General features: G+C 63.0%; 19 protein-coding genes. 6 read left to right on the top strand and 13 right to left on the bottom strand.

Annotated features, from left to right (window positions below):
* Positions 1-7: 7 nt before the first annotated feature.
* Entirely contained in the window at positions 8-799 is a 792-nt protein-coding gene (gene fliR / locus H1D44_RS11505; protein ID WP_181514991.1) for a flagellar biosynthetic protein FliR, read from the top strand.
* 153 nt (positions 800-952) lie between these two features.
* Here fliR and flgL read toward each other — a convergent pair whose 3' ends face one another.
* The 11 genes from flgL to flgB all read right to left on the bottom strand — a co-directional run bounded on the left by flgL (position 953) and on the right by flgB (position 12,138).
* Positions 953-2,263 (bottom strand): flagellar hook-associated protein FlgL, encoded by a 1,311-nt coding sequence (flgL, locus tag H1D44_RS11500; RefSeq protein ID WP_181514990.1) that lies wholly within the window; start codon positions 2,261-2,263, stop codon positions 953-955.
* Between the two features lie 20 nt (positions 2,264-2,283).
* Positions 2,284-4,185, bottom strand: coding sequence for a flagellar hook-associated protein FlgK (gene flgK, locus H1D44_RS11495; RefSeq protein WP_181514989.1), 1,902 nt, complete (start codon positions 4,183-4,185; stop codon positions 2,284-2,286).
* An 85-nt stretch (positions 4,186-4,270) separates the two neighbouring features.
* On the bottom strand, positions 4,271-5,404 hold the full coding sequence (gene flgJ, locus H1D44_RS11490; protein ID WP_181514988.1) for a flagellar assembly peptidoglycan hydrolase FlgJ: 1,134 nt from the start codon (positions 5,402-5,404) through the stop codon (positions 4,271-4,273).
* A complete protein-coding gene (locus H1D44_RS11485; protein ID WP_422671665.1) occupies positions 5,404-6,471 on the bottom strand; it encodes a flagellar basal body P-ring protein FlgI in 1,068 nt (355 codons plus the stop codon). The genes flgJ and H1D44_RS11485 overlap by 1 nt, the downstream gene beginning before the upstream one ends.
* Positions 6,472-6,563: 92 nt before the next feature.
* On the bottom strand, positions 6,564-7,241 hold the full coding sequence (locus H1D44_RS11480; RefSeq protein ID WP_238984511.1) for a flagellar basal body L-ring protein FlgH: 678 nt from the start codon (positions 7,239-7,241) through the stop codon (positions 6,564-6,566).
* A 91-nt stretch (positions 7,242-7,332) separates the two neighbouring features.
* Entirely contained in the window at positions 7,333-8,115 is a 783-nt protein-coding gene (flgG, locus tag H1D44_RS11475) for a flagellar basal-body rod protein FlgG (RefSeq protein ID WP_181514986.1), read from the bottom strand.
* A 48-nt stretch (positions 8,116-8,163) separates the two neighbouring features.
* Positions 8,164-8,919, bottom strand: a complete 756-nt coding sequence (locus H1D44_RS11470) for a flagellar basal body rod protein FlgF (protein WP_181514985.1) — start codon at positions 8,917-8,919, stop codon at positions 8,164-8,166.
* 20 nt (positions 8,920-8,939) lie between these two features.
* Entirely contained in the window at positions 8,940-10,529 is a 1,590-nt protein-coding gene (locus tag H1D44_RS11465; RefSeq protein ID WP_181514984.1) for a flagellar hook protein FlgE, read from the bottom strand.
* A 59-nt stretch (positions 10,530-10,588) separates the two neighbouring features.
* A complete protein-coding gene (gene flgD, locus H1D44_RS11460) occupies positions 10,589-11,281 on the bottom strand; it encodes a flagellar hook assembly protein FlgD (protein ID WP_181514983.1) in 693 nt (230 codons plus the stop codon).
* Positions 11,282-11,286: 5 nt separating this feature from the next.
* Positions 11,287-11,694, bottom strand: coding sequence for a flagellar basal body rod protein FlgC (gene flgC, locus H1D44_RS11455; RefSeq protein WP_181514982.1), 408 nt, complete (start codon positions 11,692-11,694; stop codon positions 11,287-11,289).
* A 30-nt stretch (positions 11,695-11,724) separates the two neighbouring features.
* A complete protein-coding gene (gene flgB, locus H1D44_RS11450) occupies positions 11,725-12,138 on the bottom strand; it encodes a flagellar basal body rod protein FlgB (RefSeq protein ID WP_181514981.1) in 414 nt (137 codons plus the stop codon).
* Positions 12,139-12,320: 182 nt separating this feature from the next.
* On the opposite strand from flgB, the gene flgA reads away from it, so the two are divergent.
* From flgA to H1D44_RS11435, 3 genes are all read left to right on the top strand, one after another.
* Positions 12,321-13,010 carry a flagellar basal body P-ring formation chaperone FlgA gene (gene flgA / locus H1D44_RS11445; protein WP_181514980.1) on the top strand — a complete coding sequence of 230 codons (690 nt, stop codon included), beginning with the start codon at positions 12,321-12,323 and terminating at the stop codon, positions 13,008-13,010.
* A 156-nt stretch (positions 13,011-13,166) separates the two neighbouring features.
* Positions 13,167-13,448: a flagellar biosynthesis anti-sigma factor FlgM gene (gene flgM, locus H1D44_RS11440; protein ID WP_181514979.1), complete on the top strand. Its 282-nt coding sequence runs from the start codon at positions 13,167-13,169 to the stop codon at positions 13,446-13,448.
* Positions 13,445-13,894 (top strand): flagella synthesis protein FlgN, encoded by a 450-nt coding sequence (locus H1D44_RS11435; RefSeq protein WP_181514978.1) that lies wholly within the window; start codon positions 13,445-13,447, stop codon positions 13,892-13,894. Before flgM ends, H1D44_RS11435 begins: the two co-directional genes overlap by 4 nt.
* Positions 13,895-14,020: 126 nt before the next feature.
* Here H1D44_RS11435 and H1D44_RS11430 read toward each other — a convergent pair whose 3' ends face one another.
* Positions 14,021-16,021: a sensor domain-containing diguanylate cyclase gene (locus tag H1D44_RS11430; protein ID WP_338073482.1), complete on the bottom strand. Its 2,001-nt coding sequence runs from the start codon at positions 16,019-16,021 to the stop codon at positions 14,021-14,023.
* Positions 16,022-16,337: 316 nt separating this feature from the next.
* On the opposite strand from H1D44_RS11430, the gene H1D44_RS11425 reads away from it, so the two are divergent.
* Positions 16,338-18,047, top strand: a complete 1,710-nt coding sequence (locus H1D44_RS11425; RefSeq protein ID WP_181514977.1) for a putative bifunctional diguanylate cyclase/phosphodiesterase — start codon at positions 16,338-16,340, stop codon at positions 18,045-18,047.
* Positions 18,048-18,059: 12 nt separating this feature from the next.
* On the opposite strand, the gene H1D44_RS11420 is transcribed toward H1D44_RS11425, so the two are convergent.
* The gene (locus H1D44_RS11420) at positions 18,060-19,481 is read right to left on the bottom strand and encodes an amidase (RefSeq protein ID WP_181514976.1); all 1,422 of its coding nucleotides are present in this window, start codon (positions 19,479-19,481) and stop codon (positions 18,060-18,062) included.
* Between the two features lie 328 nt (positions 19,482-19,809).
* Here H1D44_RS11420 and H1D44_RS11415 point away from each other — a divergent pair, with 328 nt between their 5' ends.
* A complete protein-coding gene (locus H1D44_RS11415) occupies positions 19,810-20,052 on the top strand; it encodes a hypothetical protein (RefSeq protein ID WP_181514975.1) in 243 nt (80 codons plus the stop codon).
* Positions 20,053-20,204 lie beyond the last annotated feature (152 nt).

Genomic DNA, 20,204 nt, shown 5'->3' with positions numbered 1-20,204 from the left:
GTCGGCCATGGTCGAGGTGACGTTCGATCAGCTGCATGGCTGGCTGGTAATCCTGCTGTGGCCCTTCGTACGCATCCTGGCGTTCTTTGCCGCCGCGCCGCTGTGGGGCCACTCCAGCGTTCCCAACCAGGCCAAGATCGGCCTGGCCTTCCTGGTCACGCTGGTCATCGCCCCGGTATTGCCTCCCATGCCCGACGTGCCCCTCGTCTCCTGGGCGGGTTTCGGCATCATGGTGGAGCAGATGCTGATCGGTATCGCCATCGGCCTGGTCATGCATGTGGTCTTTGCCGTGGTGCAGGCGGCGGGTGAGTTCATCGGGTTGCAGATGGGCCTGGCCTTTGCCTCGTTCTTCGATGCCGGCAGCGGGACCAATACCATGATCCTGTCGCGGATCTTCTTCATGGTCGCCCTGCTGCTGTTCCTCGCCCTGGGCGGCCATTTGATGCTGCTCGAGGCGCTGGTGTCGAGCTTCTACGGGCTACCCATCGGCATCGCTGCCTTCAATCCCGCCGCCTTCGAGATGCTGGTGCGCTACGGAGGCACCATCTTCGTGTCCGGTATGTCACTGGCGCTGCCGCTGGTCGGCTCGCTGTTGATCATCAACCTCGCCATGGGCATTCTGAACCGCTCCGCCCCCCAGCTGACGGTATTCAATATCGGCTTCCCCACTTCGCTGACCGTCGGCCTGGTGCTGCTGATGGTGCTGATGACGGATATGGCGCGCTTCCTGCAGCGCCTGTTCAGCAACGGCATCCAGTTCATCTATTCGCTGATCGATATGCTGGCTCCGCTCACCTGAGCCGTTCCCTGCGCTGATAGCACATGCTGCTGGCCCAAAAAAAGCCGCACCGGCGAACCGGAGCGGCGAAAGAGACCCTATTGGAGTTTTCACCGTTAAGGTCTGCAGGGAAGCGGTATCGCTCGAAAAGTGACGGCGTCCCTGCCGAAGACCTTAGAGGTAGTTGAAGAGCGACATGCCCTTGACATCAACGAAGGCTTTCTGGGAAGCCTGCAGGCCAACCTGGCGCAGGCTGTAGTCGGCAATGGCCTTGCTGTAGTCGAGGTCGACCAGGTCAGAGAGCGTCTTGTCGTAGTTCATCATTCGATTGCCGGCCACGGCGTCGACCACGTCCAGTTCGTTGAGGCGAGCGCCCATGGAGGCCCGAACTGTCAGAACGTTATCGAGGCTGTTGTCGAGCTCACGCATCACGGAGTTGATGGTGTTGCGGTAGTGAGCGCGGTTCTCGGGGGAGCCCTGCTGGTCGAGCTCCAGCAGGTCGATGGCATCCTTGAGCGACTTGAACAGGTCCTGGTTGGCATCGGCGTCATTGGCCGGGCGCAGCTGAAACTGATCGCCATCGGCAGGTGTACCCTCGAGCGTGATGCTGACACCACCCACGACGATGGTCTCTCCGGGTTGGTACGGCTGGTTGAGAATCGGATCCCCGTTGGCATCCAGAACATAATCCCCATCAGCGTCCACCGCGCGAATAACGGCGTCGCCAAGGGCATCGACATCAAACTGAAGGGTGAAACTGCTACCAAAAGCAGGATCATCGGCATCGACACGGTTTGGGCCACTGGTGAAGGCCACTGACCCTGCGTTGGCATAGTAGCCACCCTGGACTCCAAGCCCGCTGGGTTCCGCCGGTGCAGTCTCGCGCTCGGCCCGGGCCACATAGCCTGAGCCGGAGGGGACGCTCTGGAAGACTGCCTTGCCGTTGTCAGCCACCGGCATCAGCCGCGAGGCATCGATACGCTGCTCACGCGTATTCGTGTCACCCTTGTACTCGGTGCCTGAAACGCCTTCGCCGGAGGTGCGCGCAAAGGGCGGTGCATTGTCCTGATAGCCGCCGAACAGGTAGCGACCGTTACCGTCGGTGGCATTGGCCTGGCCGATCAGTGTCTCGTAGATGCCGCGCAGCTCGGAGGCCACCGACTGACGGTCGACATCGCTCAGGGTATCGCTCGAAGCCTGTACCAGCAGCGTCTTGGCGCTGGTGATGGCATCTGCAGTACTGTTGAGGACACTTTCGGCCTGGGCCAGGGAGTTACGTGCCGATATTCGCGCATCGGCAAACTGCTGGGTTACCGCCTTGGCCTGGGAAACGCCCACGGCACGCGATGAAGCCTGCGGGTCGTCGGAGGGGTTTACCACCCGGCGTCCGCTGGCGATCTGCTGGCTTACCTTGAGGAAATCGCCCTGCTGGCGATTCATGGATGCCACGCTCTGGTCGAACATGGTTACGGTGCTGATACGCATCGTCTGACTCTCCCCAAGTATCAGTTACGCAGGCCGAGGATGGTATCGAACACCGTGGAGGCGGTATCGATCACCCGGGCATTGGCCATATAAAACTGCTGGTAGCGGATCAGGTTGGCCGCCTCCTCGTCCAGGTTGACGCCGGACTCGGATTGCTGCACTGCCTTGAGCTGCTCGGTGAGTCCCTGGCGCGCGTCGAGATTGACCTTGACGATATTGGTCTGGTTACCCACGTCGCTGACCATGCCGCCATAGGCCTGGCTCAGCGACGAGCGACCTGCCACCAGGGCCTCGCTCTGCAGGTTCTGCAGCGCCAGGGCATTGCGGTTGTCGCCGGTGCCGGAGGCTGCGACGGACAGTGACAGGGTCGCATCTTCTCCATCACCGGGGACGCTATCGACGACGAACTCGACGCCATCCAGGTTGATACGGTCGCCCGGCTCGATACCGATGGCGCCATCATAGGGCTGGCCATTGACAGTGAAGTCGCTCGGATCCGGCGTGGTGACAGTCGTCACACCGCCAGTGGTCGAGAGAGTGAAATCATGCGCGGTAGCGTTGCCGAAGGCACCCGCCTCCGCGCGCAGGCCGGAGACAGCGAGATCGCCTCCCTTCGCCACGAAGCTGCCCGCCGCGATCTTGTCCAGATCGATGATCTGCGACTCCATGTTGGCCGCCGCCCGTCGTACGGGCTGCACCTCGAACCGATCACCGTTGTTAGGCGTATCGCTGAACTCGAGCGTCATGCCGCCGAAGCTCAGCACATTGTCCTCCCAGCTGATTTCGCCGGAGGGTACCGCCTGGCCATTGTCCTTGCGCGTGATCTGCGGTTCACCGCCTTGGAAACGAATGGTGTAGTCGGTGGCACGCAGCTTGTCGATATTGGCCGCATCGAAGCTGGCGGTCTCGATTTCTGCGTCGCTGGTATTACGCGGGAAGGAGTAGGCCTGAGGCTGACCGATGCTGAAGAAATCCCCGCCCTGGTTACCATCGAGGTCCTGGCCCAGGCGATGCTGTTCGTTGAACCCCACCGCCATGGAAACGGCCAGTTGGCCGATCTGGTTCTGGGTCTTGTCCAGGGTTTCGGCACGGAAGGTCATCAGCCCCCCCAGGGCACCGCCCTTGATGGTGCTTTCCGGCAGGGGGATCAGGCTGCCCCCGGAATCCTTGTAGCCCAATACGGTACGCTGCGGGTCGTTGGGCGCATCCATGGCTTCGAGCTTGTAGTGGTTGGTGCCGGAAACCAGCGGCTGGCCGTTGGGCAGGCTGATGTTGTAGCTCTTGCCGTCCTGGATCTCCAAGCGAAGGTCCATTCGCTCACTGAGCTCTGCCACCAGCTGGTCGCGCTGGTTGAGCAGGCTGTTGGGCGCAGAGCCGCTGCGGGCACGGGCCAGGGCGATCTCGCGATTGAGGGTCGCGAGCTGCTCGGTCATGTTGTTGATCTGGGTGACTTCGTCCTTGATCTGGCCGTTGATGCCCTCCTGCATGTCCTGCAGGTAGCTATCGAAGGCACGGAACTGGGCGGTCAGGGTATTGGTGGTGCCCAGCACGCCCTGGCGCGCCGCCGGGTCGGAAGGCGCACCCGCAAGGTCCTCGAGCGAGGAGAAGAAGTTCTGCATCAGCGGCGCCAGGCCCGCCTCGCGGTCGGCCAGCAGGTTGTCGATCTGGCTGATCTGGTTCTCGTAGGTCTTCAGCGCGCTGGACGAACTGGTGGCGGCATTGAGCTGCGACGCCACGTACTGGTTGAACTGGCGCTGGATGTCATTGACCTGAACGCCGGCATCGGCACGGCTCTGGCCGAGGATCGTCAGTTCCCGGTTATACCCCGGGGTGTAGACGTTGCTGATGTTGTTGCTGGTGGTGTTCAGCGCGTTCTGCGCGGCATTGAGGCCGCTCAGGCCGACGGAAAAAATGGTGCTCATTGTGTCGTTTCCTTTCGCCAATGCCTGGTATATCGGCCTGAAACCGGGCAACTTTAGGGATCAGTTGCAGAATCGGGCGCTGAGTTCAGTAGCTGAAAAAGACCAGTGAATCGCCGCGCTGCTGGCCCATGGGTCCCATGCTGTTCATCACCGCAATCAGCTTGTCGGCATAGGCCGGGTCAGTGGCGTAGCCACCCTCCTGCAATGCCCTGGCGGCCTGCTCGGCACTGCCTGCGGTAGTCACTGCCGCATAGCGGGGGTTGTTGCCGATCAGGCGCGCATAGTCGGTAAAGGCCTCCTCGAAGGAGCCATAGACGCGGAAGGTATCGACCACACGCGTGCGCTTGCCGTTGATGTACTCATGGGTGGTGATGTCGGTGGTGCGCCCCTGCCAGCTGCTTCCGGCCTTGATGCCAAACAGGTTGTAGCTGTTGCCACCATCGGCAGTGGCAATCTCGTGACGCCCCCAGCCGGTTTCCAGGGCTGCCTGAGCCAGGATCAGCTCGGCCGGCACACCGGTCTGGCGGCTGGCGGCCTGGGCCGGAGCCGAGAGCCGCTGCATGAAGCGCTGCACGTGCTCGCCACGAGGTGCAGACTCGTTGTTACGCGAGGCGGAAGCCGGGATAGAGTCGCCAGCCGCGGGTTGTGCCGATTGAGCAGGGGCCGACGGCTTGGCATCGACCGCTGCCATGAAGCCACCGCGCAGCGCTTCCAGCTCATCGAGGAAACTGGCCGGCATGGTGACGGGCTCGGCATCTGCCACGGGAGAGGAGGCCTGGCGATCCGCCGCCGGCTCCCCTGTCTCTTCCTCTTCAGGCTGAATCGCATCCTGCAAGACCCGCGGCGTGCCGCGAGGGATACCGGCAATCAGCTCGCTGAGCTCCCGGTCGGCCACACTGGAACGGGACTCGGAGATGCCCAACTGGGTTTCCAATTGCGCAACCAGGTGATCGGCCAGGCCGATACCGCGACCGGCCATGGTCTGGGCCCACTGCTGGTCCAGCATCGACTGGTAGAACTCGCCCTGCTGGCTGTCCAGCAGCCCGCCCGAAGGAATGGTGTCACGCATGCTCTTGAGCATCATTTGCAGGAACAGCGCCTCGAACTGCTGGGCGGCGCCACGCAGGCCGGCTGCCTCGTCGTTCCGCGCCGTGTGCTTGAGCCGCTCGAGGCCCTGTACGTCGAGAGCGAACTGGCTGCCCATGTCCTGGATGCTCATCAGATGATCTCCAGGTCGGCGCGCAGCGACCCGGCGGCCTTGAGCGCCTCGAGAATCGACATGAGGTCGCTGGGTGTGGCGCCGAGTGCGTTGAGCGCATTGACGACATCCACCAGGTCGGCGCCTTCGACCATGCGCAGGTAGGCGTCCTGCTCCTGCAGTTCGATCTCGGTGTCGGGCACGACAACGGTTTCGCCTTCGCCGAACGGTGACGGCTGGCTGACCAGGAAGCGGGTGTCGATGACGATCGACAGGTTGCCATGGGCCACGGCGGCACGCTGCAGGGTTACCGCGCTGTTCATTACCACCGAGCCGGTGCGTGCATTGAAGATGACCTTGGCCGGCGCGTCCACTGGCGTGACGCGGATGTTCTCCACCTGGGCCATGAAGTTGACCCGCGAGTTGGGGTTCATGGGGCCGTCGAGGGCGATGACCCGGCCATCGCGGGCAGCCGCCACCGGGCGCCCGAACTCGCTGTTGATGGCATTGACCACTCGCTGGACGGTACCGAAATCGGCCTGCTTGAGTTCCAGCTCGAGCAGGCCGGCGTTGGCCCCGAGGTCCAGCGCCACCTCACGTTCCACCATGGCGCCGCCGGCGATGCGCCCACCTGCCAGCTGATTGACCTGAACCTGGGCACCCCCCGCCTGCGCTCCGGCCCCACCCACCAGCAGATTGCCCTGGGCAATGGCATAGGTATCGCCGTCGGCGCCCTTCAGCGGGGTCATCAGCAGGGTACCGCCACGCAGGCTGCGCGCGTTGCCGATGGAGGAGACGTTGACGTCGAGCCGCTGCCCGGGCCGCGAGAATGGCGGCAGGTCGGCGGTGACCATCACCGCGGCGACGTTGCGCAACTGCATATTGGTGCCAGGCGGCACGGTGATACCGAGCTGGGACAACATGTTGGTCAGGCTTTGCCCGGTGAACGGTGCCTGCATGGTCTGGTCGCCGGTGCCGTCAAGCCCGACCACCAGGCCATAGCCCACCAGCACGTTGTCGCGCACGCCGGCAAAATTGGCGATTTCGCGAATGCGTTCCGCCTGCGCCGGCAGCGCCAGCAGGCACATCAGCACCAGCAGGGTCAGCTTCGCTGCCAGCGAAGCTAGACGGTTTGGCTTGGAGGTCATGGTATCGGTCATGGTCGCCTCGCTCGCGATCGTCAGAAAGGCGAAATGTTCAGGAAGAAGCGCTGCAGCCAGCCCATGTGCTGCGCTTCACTGATATAGCCGCTGCCAACGTACTCGATTCGCGCATCGGCCACGGAGGTGGAAGGCACGGTGTTCTGGCCGGTGATGGTGCGCGGATTGACCACCCCCGAGAAGCGAATGAACTCCACGCCCTGGTTGATGGCGATCTGCTTCTCGCCGCGCACCCGCAGGTTGCCGTTGTGCATCACCTCGAGCACCGAGACGGTGATGGTACCGGTCATGCTGTTGCTGGCCTGAGAGCCGCCCCCGCCGGCGAAGTCGCTTTCGCCGGAGAGGTTGCCGGAGAGGTCGACGCCCTGCTCGGCCAGGCGCTCCAGCACATCGGGCAGCGCCGAAATATCGAGCCCTGCCGAGCCGCTGCGGTTCATGTTGGACTGCGAGTTCTTGCTGGCACTGACCTGCTCATCCAGCACGATGGTGAGAATATCGCCCACCATGCGCGGGCGGCGATCCTCGAACAGAGGCTGGGAGCCACGTTGCGCCTGGTAGATGGAGCCATTGGCCATCCGCGGCGGCGGCTCGATGATGCTGATCTGCTCCTGCTCGCCCACCACGGAAGCGCGCGGCACCTGGGCACATCCGCCCAGGGCCAGGATTGCGATAGCGACAACCGCCATGACCATCTTCATGACCGAAGTCCTCGCCTCCGAGAGAGTAACCGTACCTTTCATGCTTGCTCGCTTCCGGCCATCCAACCAGGGTATGTCATTGACTTGACGATCAGAGCTGGCTCAGGCGAGCCAGCATCTCGTCGCTGGTCTGCACCGCACGGCTGTTGATCTCATAGGCCCGCTGGGTCTGGATCATGCTGACCATCTCCTCCACCACGTTGACGTTGGAGGTTTCCACGTAGCCCTGGAACAGCCGACCGGCGCCGTTCATGCCCGGCATGGTCTCGTTACGCGGTCCGGAAGCCGTGGTTTCGCGATAGAGGTTGCCGCCGATGCTCTCGAGCCCGGTCGCGTTGACGAAAGTGGAGACGGTGATCTGCCCCACTTCCAGCGACTGGCTGACGCCGGGCTGGGTCACCGAGACGATGCCGTCCTCGCCGATGGAGATCGACAGGGCGTTGTCAGGGATGATGATGGCCGGCTCGAGCGGATAGCCGTTGGCGGTGACCATCTGGCCGTTCTCGTTGAGCTGGAAGCTGCCGTCACGGGTATAGGCGGTGTCGCCATCCGGCATCAGCACCTGGAAGAAGCCGTTGCCGTTGATGGCCAGGTCGCGTGAGTTGTCAGTCTGCTCGAGTCCGCCCTGGGTGTGCAGACGCTCGGTCGCCACCGGACGCACGCCGGTACCGACCTGCATGCCCGAGGGCAGGCGGTTCTGGACGTCGTTCTGGGCGCCGGGCTGACGCAGGTTCTGGTACAGCAGATCCTCGAACACCGCCCGCGAGCGCTTGAAGCCATTGGTGCTGACGTTGGCCAGGTTGTTGGAGATGACATCCAGCTTGACCTGCTGGGATTCCAGGCCGGTCTTGGCCGTCCACAGTGACTTGATCATGATTCTTTTTCCTTGACCCTACGGGCCTTCAGCCCGGGATAGAGGGCATCAGCCTTGAATGGAAAGCAGATTATTGGCCCGCTGGGCGTTCTCATCGGCGGTGCTGATCACTTTCATCTGCATTTCGTAGCGCCGGGCTACGTCGATCATGGCGACCATGGCCTCGACCGCGCTGACGTTGCTGCCTTCCAGTGCCCCGCTGGCCACACGCGCCTCATCGTTCGCTTCCAGCGCTGCGACTTCGCCCTCGGCATCGGGCGGCATGCGGAACAGGCCGTCATCGCCACGCACCAGATTCTGCTCGGCCGTAACCAGCTTGAGCCGGCCCACGTCGACCAGGGCGGCGGGATTCTCGCCTTCACCGATGGCACTGAGGGTGCCATCAGCACCCACGGTGACGCTGGAGCCCAGCGGCACGATGATGGGTCCACCGTCGCCGATCACCGGACGCCCGGCCACGGTGACCAGGCCATCGCCATCCACCGAGAGATCGCCGCGACGGGTGTAGGCCTCGGTGCCATCGTCGGCCTGGACGGCAAGCCAGGCGTCGCCTTCCAGCGCCACGTCCAGCTCACGCCCCGTGCGGGTGATGGGGCCGGGGCTGAAGTCGCTGCCCGGGGTGGTGCCGGCCACCGACACACGGGTCGGCAGTTCGCCGTCGCCCTGTACCGGTACGGCGCGCATGGCATGCAGCTGGGCGCGAAAGCCGCTGGTCGAGACGTTGGCCAGGTTGTGGCTGACCACCGACTGCTGGTCCATGCTCTGCTTGGCCCCGCTCATGGCGGTGTAGAGGATGCGATCCATCGGTCAGGCTCCGGCGGCGCTTAGCGCAGGTTGATGGCGGTCTGCAGGAGCTCGTCCTGGGTCTTGATGGTCTGCGAGTTGGCCTGGTAGGCCCGCTGCGCCACGATCATGTCGACCAGTTCGCGCGCCATGTCCACGTTGGAGGTTTCCACGGCGCCGGAGACGATGCCGCCCAGCAGGCCGGTACCCGGTGCGCCGACCAGCTCCTGGCCGGACTCGGCGGAAGCGCGCCAGACGTTGTCACCGGCTGGCGTCAGGCCCTCGGGATTGCGGAAGCTGACCAGGGCGATCTGTCCGGCGGGACGCGACTCCTCGTTGGAGTAGTTGCGCATGATGGTGCCATCTTCGTCGATGGTGATGCCCACCAGGGTGCCGGAGGTATAGCCGTTCTGGGTCAGGCTGCTGACGGTGGAGCTGTTGCCGAACTGAGTGGAGCCGGCGAGGTTGAGGTTGAAGTTGACATCCTCGGCGCCATTGGTGGAATTGAAGGTCAGTGCCTGCTGGCTTCCAGTCAAGCCTGCAATGGCTTGCGTTCGCGCCAAGACTGCCGCATCAAGCTGTGTTTGTGCACTAGCTAACCCAGCAACACCTGTACCTACTCCAGCGTCTCCATCAGCCAGTGCTGTAAAAACGGCATCATAGTCTGCTAGCGTCGGAGTAGCACTCATCAAATCGGCTATTACTTCATTGATGTCTGCCTCTTCTGTGCTACCTGCTCGCGGATTAAGCCTGCCATCAGCTAATGCAGCTTGCAGCTCTGCCCCCATGGCAGGCGGTGCCATCGGGTCAAGTTCATCCTCTAAACCCGCAAGTTCCTCCAGGAAGGAGTTATATGCATCCACCTCAGCCTGTTCACTTTCAACGTTGTCAAAAACCGCTTGGTCAATAACATCGCCAACACCAACCAGTGTTCCATTCGAGTTGAAACGCATCATGAAGTCGTTGTCGGCATCGTAGTTACCGTCAGCCACGACCTTGGCCTGCCAAAGGTTTTCACCCACCTTCTCGTAGTAGACGGTGGTATTTACCGGATTCCCCAGTGAGTCGTAGACGGTGAAGTTATTGGCATAGTGATAGCTGATCTCGGTGCCGCCCACCTCGGCTACGCTGAGGTCGTCGCTAATGTTCTTGCGCGAGTCCAGGTTGAGGACGGTGCTGGTATTGGTCGTCGCACTGGCCTCGAGCTCTTCCGCGGAGACGTTCAGCGGTACCGGCTGGCCGCCCACCTGCACCTGGCCTTGGGCATTCAGGCCATAACCCATGATCTGGAAGCCCTGGGCGTTCACCAGATCGCCGTTGGACTGCATGTTGAGCTGACCGTTGCGCGAGTAGACCACTTCGCCGCTGGTATCCATGTAGCGGAAGAAGCCCTCACCGGCCACCGCCAGGTCGAGGCTGCGGTTGGTGGACTCGATGTTGCCTTCGCTGAAGTTCTGCAGCACGGCAGAGACCCGCGTACCCAGGCCGACCCTGGAGTTGGCGAAGACGTCGGAGAACTGGACGTTGGAGCCCTTGAAACCGACGGTCTGAGAGTTGGCAATGTTGTTGCCGATGGTTCCCAGCTTCTGGGACTGCGAGTTCAGCCCGCTCAGCGCTTGTGAAAAGCTCATTTTTCGTTCCTCTGCCTACCGGCGAATTTTGCCGCTATACGCGGTTCTATTATCTGAAATCAAAGAATCTGCTTGATCTGGTCGAGCCCGACCTGGCCATAGATGGCGCCGAGGTCGAGCTTGACACCACCGTTGTCGTCAGGCGGCGTTACCCCACCGACAATGGCGTAGTTGAGCGTCGTGGCATCCACTGCCTTGTCGCCGCTGGTGGCCTCGATGCGCACGCGATAGGAGCCCGAGGCCGCCGCCTCGCCCTCGCTGGTGCGGCCGTCCCAGGTGAACGAATCCACACCTGCCTTGACCGGACCGATATCGTAGCGGTTGACCACCTGGCCGCTGGCATTGGTGATCACCACGCGCACGTTGTCGGCTGACCGGGGCAGTTCGATACCGAACGGCGTGGTATGCAGCTCGCCGTCCTCGTCGTGCTCGAGCAGCACGCGGTCACCCGGCACCAGCACGCCCTGGCCGATCAGGCCGGCGGCCTGCAGGCTCTGGCCGGCGTTCATCTGGTCGTTGATGCCCTTGAGCGTCTTGTTGAGATCCTCGATGCCGCTGACGGTATTGATCTGCGCCAGCTGCGTTGTCATCTCATGGTTGTCCATGGGATTGAGCGGATCCTGATGCTGCATCTGGGCGATCAGCAGGGTCATGAAATTGTTGCGCAGCTCGGTGGACTGGCTGGCATCGCGAGCCGAAGGGCCACCCTGGTTCATGCGCGTGACGACATTGGCATCGATGGTATTGGACATGGCTATCAACCCTCACCCAGCGTCAGCGTCTTGAGCATCATCTGCTTGCTGGTATTCATGACTTCGACGTTGGCCTGGTAGGAGCGTGACGCCGAGATCATGTTGACCATTTCATGCACCGGCTCGACGTTGGGCATGGCAACGTAGCCCTCCTCGTTGGCCAGCGGATGCTCGGGGCGATACTCCATGCGCAGCGGAGAAGGGTCCTCCACCACTTCGCGCACACCGACACCACCGATGCCCTGCCTGCCCTGCAGGCGCGACTCGAACATGACCTGCTTGGCGCGGTAGGCCTCGCCGTCGGGACCGGCCACGCTGTCGGCATTGGCCAGGTTGCTGGCCGTGACGTTCATGCGCTGCGACTGGGCGCTCATGGCCGAGCCGGCGATATCGAACACGGAAAACATCGACATGATAAGATCTCTCTCGTCTGATCCGGCTGGTTATTCCGGCTGCATGGCGCTCTTCAGCCCCTGGATGCGGCTGTTCATGATGGTCAGTGCGGCCTGGTAGCGCACCGCGTTGTCGGCGAACTGGGTACGCTCGCGGTCCATGTCCACGGTATTGCCATCCAGGCTGGGCTGGTCGGGCACCCGGTAGAGCAGGTCCTGCCTTGGCGCTGCCATGGCCTGCCCCGCCAGATGACGCTCGGAGGTACGTGCCATGGCAAGCCCGCTGCCTGCCGGCCGGCCCTGCTCGACTGCCTTCTTGAGCTCACTGGCGAAGTCGATGTCACGCGCCTTGTAGTTCGGCGTATCGGCGTTGGCAATGTTGCTGGCCAGCACCTGGTGGCGCTGCTGGCGCAAACCCAGCGCCTGCTGGTGGTAACTAAAGGCGGCCTCGAGCTGGTCGATCATGCCGGCACTCCCCTGCGATCCCGGGTGGAAAACATGCGGAACTTCTTGAGGTTGAAGAGTAACGACACCGCTGTCATTCCAATGGTCCAAACAGGCCCCTTTTCCTCGCTCATTTCCACTCTTTCAGTCCACCGCCCCCCGCTAGAATCCAGCCATCACCCCCATGCCGGACGGTCTGCCCAATGCGCCTGCCCCGCCCCACCCTGCTGGTTTCGCTGCTTCTGGCCGGCCTGCTGTCGCTGACGTCAGCCACGGCCGACGACAGCGAGCTGCTGCAAGCCGTGCATGGCTTCCTGCATGAGCAGGCCAGCGCCATGGGCGATGAACTGGTCATCGAACTGCATCCTCCTTCTGCCAGGCTGCCGACCTGCGAGGCGCCCGAGCCGTTTCTCACGCGAGCAGGCGAAGTGCCCCTCGGCCGGGTTTCCGTGGGCGTTCGCTGTGGCCAGGATGGGCGCCAGGTGCGCTACCTGCAGGCCGTTATCGGCGTCATCGGCGAATACCCGGTGCTGTCCGAACCGCTCTCGGCAGGACAGACAGTGCGACGCGAGCATCTGGTCATGCAGTCGGGAAACCTGGCCGACCTGCCCAATCGGGCGCTACTCGAGGTCGAGGAGGTCGTGGGCCAGGTAGCGACACGGGCGCTCAACCCCGGGCAGCCGTTGCTCGAGCACCAGTTCCGCAGCCTGCCCCTGGTGGAAAGAAACCAGCGGGTCACGATCGAAGCCAGGGGACGAGGCTTTCGCATTGCCCGCGAGGGCCAGGCGCTGGAGCCCGGCGCCCTGGGCGATCGCATCCGCGTACGCCTGGACAACCGTGAGGTGATGACCGCAGAGGTGGTCGACAAGGGCGTCCTTGTCGTAGACTTCTGACAACGACTCCGATGACAATGCCCCTGCACACCGAACGAATGCGCTCTGCCGTCACATCCGCAAGCCGCGTGGAAACTCCTGGCGCAAAACGAGGCCTAAAGTTTTTCCACGCGCTGCCGATAGCAGGTAAAAGCATTCGGTCATGAGGCGACTAACGTGAAGATCAACAGCCAGAACCCCTTGACTCGCCCGCCCCAGGCGACTCAGCGCGAAGAGGCCCAGCCGGTCAAGGGTGCCACGCCTTCGGGAAAACAGGATTCCGGCCCTTCGGCCGCGACCCACTTGAGCCACAAGGCCGCCGACGCATCGCGCGACATCGACATGGCGCGGGTCGAAGAGATTCGCGAAGCCATTCGTGAAGGCCGCCTGGAAATTCGCGCCGAGCGTGTTGCCGACTCCCTGATCGAGTCGCTGGCTGCGGAGAGCCGTGAATCATGAGCCTGGCCAGGCTTCTTCGTGAACAGCAGCAGCGCCTGGACGGCATACTCGACCTGCTTCGGCAGGAGCGCACGCTGCTTTCCAGCGCCGAGATCGACAGCGAACGGCTTGCCGATCTCGCCAAGGGAAAGCAGGAACTGCTGGCGAAACTGGAAGCCAGCGAAACCCTGCGCCAGGGGGTGCAGCGCCGACTTGGCTATGCCGACGGCGCTTCCGGTGCACGCCAGGCTGCAGCCGATGCCGGCTGTGAGGCAGAATGGGCTCACACCCTCGAGCTGACCCGGGAGGCCCAGCGTCTCAATACACTCAACGGTGAACTGGTCGGCCTGCGCATGGAGCAGAACACGAGGCTGCTCGACTTCATTCACCAGGCTGCCGAAAAAACCGTCTACCGCGCTAGCGGTCAAGTGGCGGCGCAGCCGGGCCGCATCAACGCCTCCGTCTGATCATCCGGGGCTCAGAGCGACGCCTGATGCACAGCCCCATGCATCGCCCCCTTCTTGGCCCACTTCTTGTGACTTGCACGATTTCAGCCTCGGCACTCGACTTGCCGGGGCTGCCACTGTGATCTGCTACCACAGGCTGTCGACCAGGTCTTCATCCGAGGCCGCGATGACTACGGTATTGCGCCCTGCTGCCTTGGCCTGATAGCTCGCCTGGTCGGCACGAGCCAGCACGGGCTCGATCGAATCATCTCCCTCCTGAAGCGCCGTGACGCCCATGCTCAGGGTGATGCTGTAGACCTTGCCTGCACTGCTCACCGTCACTTCGGATACGGCACGACGCAGGGACTCGGCGATCTCGCCAGCCTGTTTGAGCGTGCAGCTGGGCAACAGGACGGCGAATTCATCCCCGCCCTGACGAGCCACGTGGTCGCTGCGGCGCACTTCCCAGGCCACGACCTGCGCAACACGCCTCAGCATCTCGTCACCCATGGCATGCCCGCCTTCGTCGTTGATCGGCTTGAAGTGATCGAGGTCGAACAGGATCAGCACGGAAGGAGTGCCGGTCTTGGCGTATTCGGCCAGCGCTTCCTCGAGACGTCGCTCGAAACCACGCCGATTCAGCAGGCCTGTCAACGGGTCGTGCTCGGCCTCCCAACGCTGCAACGCTTCCTGCTGGCGCCGCTCGGTGATGTCCTTGACCATGCCGACGAAGCCCAGCGGCTGGTCGTTGCCCTTCACCTGGCTGGCATGCACCTCGACCCACAGGGTAACCCCGTCCGGACGCAGGAAACGCAACTGACGGACAAAGTCGCTCCCGGTGGCAAGGGTATGGCGCCACATGTCCTGGGTGCCCTCCCTGTCGTCGGGGTGGATCCGCTCCCACCAGTCACGCGCGGTAGTCATCACATCGAACCCGAGCAGCTCCAACAGCGACGGATTCAGGTAATTCACGTGCCCCTTGAGGTCTGCCACGAACATGCCAAGAGGGGTAGAGCCGAGCACGGCATCGAGGAAAGCCTGGCGATCACGCAGGTTTTCCAGTGCCGTCAGCCTTTCGCGCTCAAGCCGGTTGAAACTGCTGGCGACCTGACTCAGCTCCTGCATGCTGGTGGAGAGCTCGAGGTAGCGCCGCTTTCCAGCGCCAACCTGAGCGATCTGCCGCTCGAGCCGATGCAGGGGCTTCAGCAGGCGCTGAACCAGCCAGCGCATGGTAACCAGCAGCAACATGGCAAGCACCAGCCATGCCCACCAGAGCCTGATCAGGAAATCGCCCAGCGGCTCCTGCACCTGCGCCTGGGGCAGCGCCACCTTGACGACCCAGTCTGCCGGCCAGATCTGACGATAGGCCATCAGAGCCGGGGTATCGCCGGCACCGTTGGCAACGGTCTCCCCCTCCCAGCCGAGCAATGCCAGCTCGAGAGCCTCGGAGTCGTCGAAGGAATCGACCCCTGACACCCTTGGATAACGACGCGGATGAAAGAGCAGTTCGCCGCCCGCCGTAAGCACCGACACGTAACCATTTTCGCCCAGCCGAATCGCTTCCAGGCGTCGGAACATGCCGCCATGACTCAGGTTGACCATGCCGCCGACGATCCCTGCAAAACTGCCTTGCTCGTCGAATCTCGGCACCAGCATCAGCACCAGGGAGTCGCCGCTGACCCTACCGGTGAATGGGCGGCTCACATATGGCCACGGGGAGTGGCGAACCCTATTGAAATACTCGGTTTCCGCGGTCTCGAGCCCGGCACGCCCCGGAATTTCTGGTAAGTCCGCCATGACGCGACCATCGGCCTCGGTGACCATCAGGCCTTCGAACCACTCCAGCAGGACCTGATGGCTCGCCAGCCGCTCCGACAACTCCTCCGGCTCCACCCCCCTGAGCGAGCGCTCCAGCCGCTCCAACGCACGCAGCCTGCGGTCAACCTGCTCGGTGAGGTCATTGGCGATCAATTGGGACTCGTAGCGCAGGTGGGCCAGGTTGGCTTCATCGACGAGATCCTTGCCGAACTGCCAGGCCAGCATCAGTACGGCGCCGACTGTCACCAGCCAGGTCATCACCAACCCGGTCAGCAGGCGCCCCTGTAGCGAGAAAAACGAGCGGGCAAGGGACCCGATACGCGTCGTCACGTGAAAGCATGTCCTTCAAGTCAAGGTTGGCTGGTCGCCTGTCAATAAAGTGACAAGCCTCGACGCCTTCCCTTGGCAGCCCTGCCCCGGCAGCAGCGGTCAGTACTGTTATCGGCACGACTTAAGCGAACTTGAGCTCTGCAAGTGCATCCAATATCTTACGCTGCCAAACTCCGTCCCTCTCAACGAAACCGCTTGTTTCCCTCAAGTTCAGCAAACTGAGGACGATAATCTCCCTTAGCCCTCTCAATCATGAAATAGACAAAGCTCACAGATGACCCAATCCGGTAACCGCCCTCCGAGCAAGCAGGTTCACATGCTTGCCCAGCACCCTGCTCGGCTCGTCCAGCATGCCTTTGAGCAGAGCCAGACCGGCATGGTCCTGACCGATGCCGAAGGCAGGATCGTGCTGGTCAACGATGCCTTCTGCCGTATTGCCGGCAGCGACCGCGGCGAGACAACCGGTTGGGCGATCGAGCACTTCTTCGTGTCCCTTAGCCCTCCTTCCAGGCTGCCCACCTCCATGGATCGGGCGACGGGCGAGCCGCGTTCCTGGCAGCAGGAGGTGTTGTGCCGCCAGAGCAATGGCGAGTCGGTACCTGTCCTGATGTCAGTGGATGCGCTGCTCGACGATCAGCATGTCGTGCATCACCTGCTGTATTCCTTCGTCCGGCTCAGTGCCTCGGCTGGGGAACTGCCGAATGACCGACACTGGATTCACATCGATTCCATGACCGGCCTGCCCAACTGGCTGCTGTTGAGGGATCGACTCAGCCATGCCTTGGCCCAGGCCGAGCGCGCGGACACCACGTTGGCCATGCTGTTCATCGACATCGACCGCTTCAAGGCGATCAACGATGCCGTTGGCCACCTCGAGGGGGACCGCATGCTGGGGGAAATCGCCAGGCGACTGCAACAGGAAGTACGCAGCAAGGACACCCTGGCTCGGCTTGGCAGCGACCAGTTCGTGGTTCTTCTGGAGAAAGACGGTACCGCCGAGGCCGCCCAGGCCGTGGCCGAACGGCTACAGGAAGCCCTGGAGCCGCCGTTCACTTCCGGCGACCGCTACCTGCTGGTGACGGCATCGGTCGGCGCAGCTCTCTACCCAGGCGACGCCGAGGACGAGGAAACGCTGATCGCAGCGGCACGAAGCGCCATGTTCACTGCGCGCAAGAAAGGGCCCGGTCGCCTGGCCTTCGTCGACCACCGCCTGACCTCACGGCTCAAGGAGAAACACCGGCTCGAGGGCTTGCTCACTGAAGCCATCCATATGCCGGATCGTCATTTCGTGCTGCATTACCAGCCCGAGTTCGACCGCCATACGCTGCAATGCACCGGGCTGGAAGCTTCTCTGCGTTGGAAGCACCCCGATCGCTGGCAGCACCCCCCCTACCACTATCTCGAGAGTGTCGCGCGCCTGGGGCTAGGCGTACGGCTCAACCGCTGGATGATCCAGACGGCCATCGCAGCCCATCGCCAATGGGGAACGGACCACTCCCCCTTGGGAAAGCTTGCGGTCTCGATCCAGCTATGTGAAGCCCATCTGGCACACGACACCTACGACCACCGACCGCTGGACCATTTCCTGCAGCATCAGGATACGTCGACTTTCGAATGGCTGGCATTGAAGGTACCTGCGCAGTGCCTGGGCAGCGACCTGGAAATGGCCAACCATATGCTCAAGCGACTCGAGCAGCTCGGCATTCGCCTCGCCGTCGGCGAACTCGGTAGTGACCCGGTGGATCTCGCCTGGCTGTCTCGCCTGCCCTTCCGCAAAGGCACCATCGATGCCCACCTGACCACGGCGTATCGCGATGGGCTGCGCCTGGTAGAGGCCTCTTGCCGCATGCTCAATGCGCTGGACATCGAGCCGGTGATCACCGGCATCGACGACGAAGCCGTGGCCACCTTGCTGGAATCCACCTCTTGCCGCCTGGTACAGGGCAACCTCTACTGCCCGGCCATGTCGGCAGATGCAGTAGCCCAGTGGCTTGACGAGCACCCACCCCTCACCGACGAGACCTGACCCCGTGCCGATTCACGCCTCGTTGCCACGGGCCAGGTCGAGCTGATCGGGATACCGCGGAGGATAGGCCTCGAGATAAGCCTGGCTGACTCGCAACACACGCGCATCGTCATGCTTGCCGCCCGCCAGTTGGAAGCCGACGGGCAGGCCATCCGGCGTGAAACCGCAGGGAACCGAGGAAGCCGGCTGCTGGCTGAGGTTGAACGGATACGAGAAAGGCGCCCACTCTTCCCAGTCACGCATGCCGCTGCCCGGCGGCACGTCATGGTTGAGTGCAAACGGTCGCACCGCCACCGAGGGCGTCATCACCAAGTGATAGCGCTGGTTGAAGTGCTCCAGGCTCTCCGTCAGCCGCGCCCTGTCCCTGAGGGCGTAGAACATGTCCAGCGCGGTCAATTGCTCCGCGCGCTTTGCATCCGCCACCAGGCCGGCGTCGAGCAACCGGCGCTGGCGTTCGCTGTGTTCGCGGTAAACCGCCAGTGATGCGGTAAACCAGAGCGTATTGAAGATGCGGATAGGAGACTCGAAGCCCGGATCGACTTCTTCCACCTCGGCGCCGAGCGACTCCAGCCGCTTCGCGGCCTCGCGCACACACTCGGCCACCGCCGGGTCCACCCTGGCATAGCCCAGGGTGGGAGAAAAGGCGATACGCATGCCCTGGACGCCGCTGCCAAGCTCCTCCCCCCAACTCTCCGGCTGCCCGCGAAGCGCATAGGGGTCGCGATAATCGTAGCGACCGATGACGTTGAGCATGAGCGCCGCGTCTGACACGGTGCGGGTCAATGGCCCCAGGTGCGACAGCGTGGGCTCCTCGGATCGCGGCCACTCCGGCACCCAGCCGAAGGTGGGCTTGAACCCGAACACGCCGCAGAAGGAAGCGGGAATGCGTATCGAGCCCCCCGAGTCACCGCCCTGGTGCAGAACCCCCATGTTGAGCGCCGCCGCCACGGCGGCCCCGCCAGACGACCCCCCCGGCGTGAGCCGTGTATCCCAAGGATTGGCCGTGGCCCCGAAAACGCGATTGTCGGTGATGGCCTTCCAGCCGAATTCCGGCGTATTGGTCTTGCCCAGGATGACTGCACCTGCCTCGCGCAGTCTGCGCGCTGGTGGCGCATCCTGCTCGCAGGGAGCATCCGACACCGTGAGCGAGCCCTTGCGCGCGGGCAAGCCGACGGATTCGGTCAGATCCTTGAGCGAGACAGGGATTCCATCGAGCGGGCTGAGCGGGCGCCCCTCCCGCCAGCGCTGGGTCGATGCCGCAGCGGCGGCATTCGCACCTTCTCTGTCGACGATGACATAGGCATTGACGGTGCCGTTGAAGCGATCGATTCTCTCCAGGGCCGCTGCCGTCGCCTCCTCGGGCGAAGCCTGGCCGCTTGCGAAGAGCCGGCGAAGCTGATCTGCATCCATGGCGCCAAGGTCGGTGCTGCTCACTAGAACCTCCGTTTTCCAAGCGAACCCCTACAGTGTGGAAAAACCAGCGCAAAAGGCCAAATCCGGGTGTGCAATCTGAGATAGCGCAAAGGCCGGGATTCAGCGACGCCGGTCGCGGCCAGCCAACCAGCTACCCGCTGCCACACCAACCCACGCTCCCATGGCTGCCAATACGGACGGTTATTGCGAGAGACCGGCAGGGGCTTCGTCTCCAACGTCGTCGTGTCATGACAAGGTGGCCCAGCGAAACGCAGCGGTTTTGTGTTCAGCGGCCTCCAGAGACTAAGCTCGTTTAGCGGGCATGGGCTTTGCCAAGAGGAATGTCGTCATGAATAAAGCCCTGGTTGCTACTGCCTGCGCCATTGGGGTCGGCGCTGGCGTTCATTTGCTCAGCAGCACAACGGAGGAAGCCGTTGCAGTGGACCCTGGAGGGCTGACGCCAGATCAGCAGCGCTACTGTGACAGGGTCGACCAGTGGTACAGGGAAGAAATGCTGGATGTGGAACCGAAATGGCGCCATGGCCACCCCGACGAACGCGGCACTTATGCCGAATGGTGCACCGACATGTAGACCATCCCGCCTGGAGCAAGGTCGCTCGGATGAGCCCACCGTGTCACGGCTTAACTGACTGATAGCAGGGACCCAGTGGGTGCGCAACTAGGGAAGCGAGGGCCATCCGTGGCCGCAGTGCGTCCTTGCCGTGGCGCCGTGGGGGGTGCCCT

Origin of the sequence: Billgrantia kenyensis (assembly GCF_013697085.1) — a bacterium.
GTDB lineage: Bacteria > Pseudomonadota > Gammaproteobacteria > Pseudomonadales > Halomonadaceae > Halomonas > Halomonas kenyensis.
This window is presented reverse-complemented; position numbering and strand designations above follow the sequence as displayed.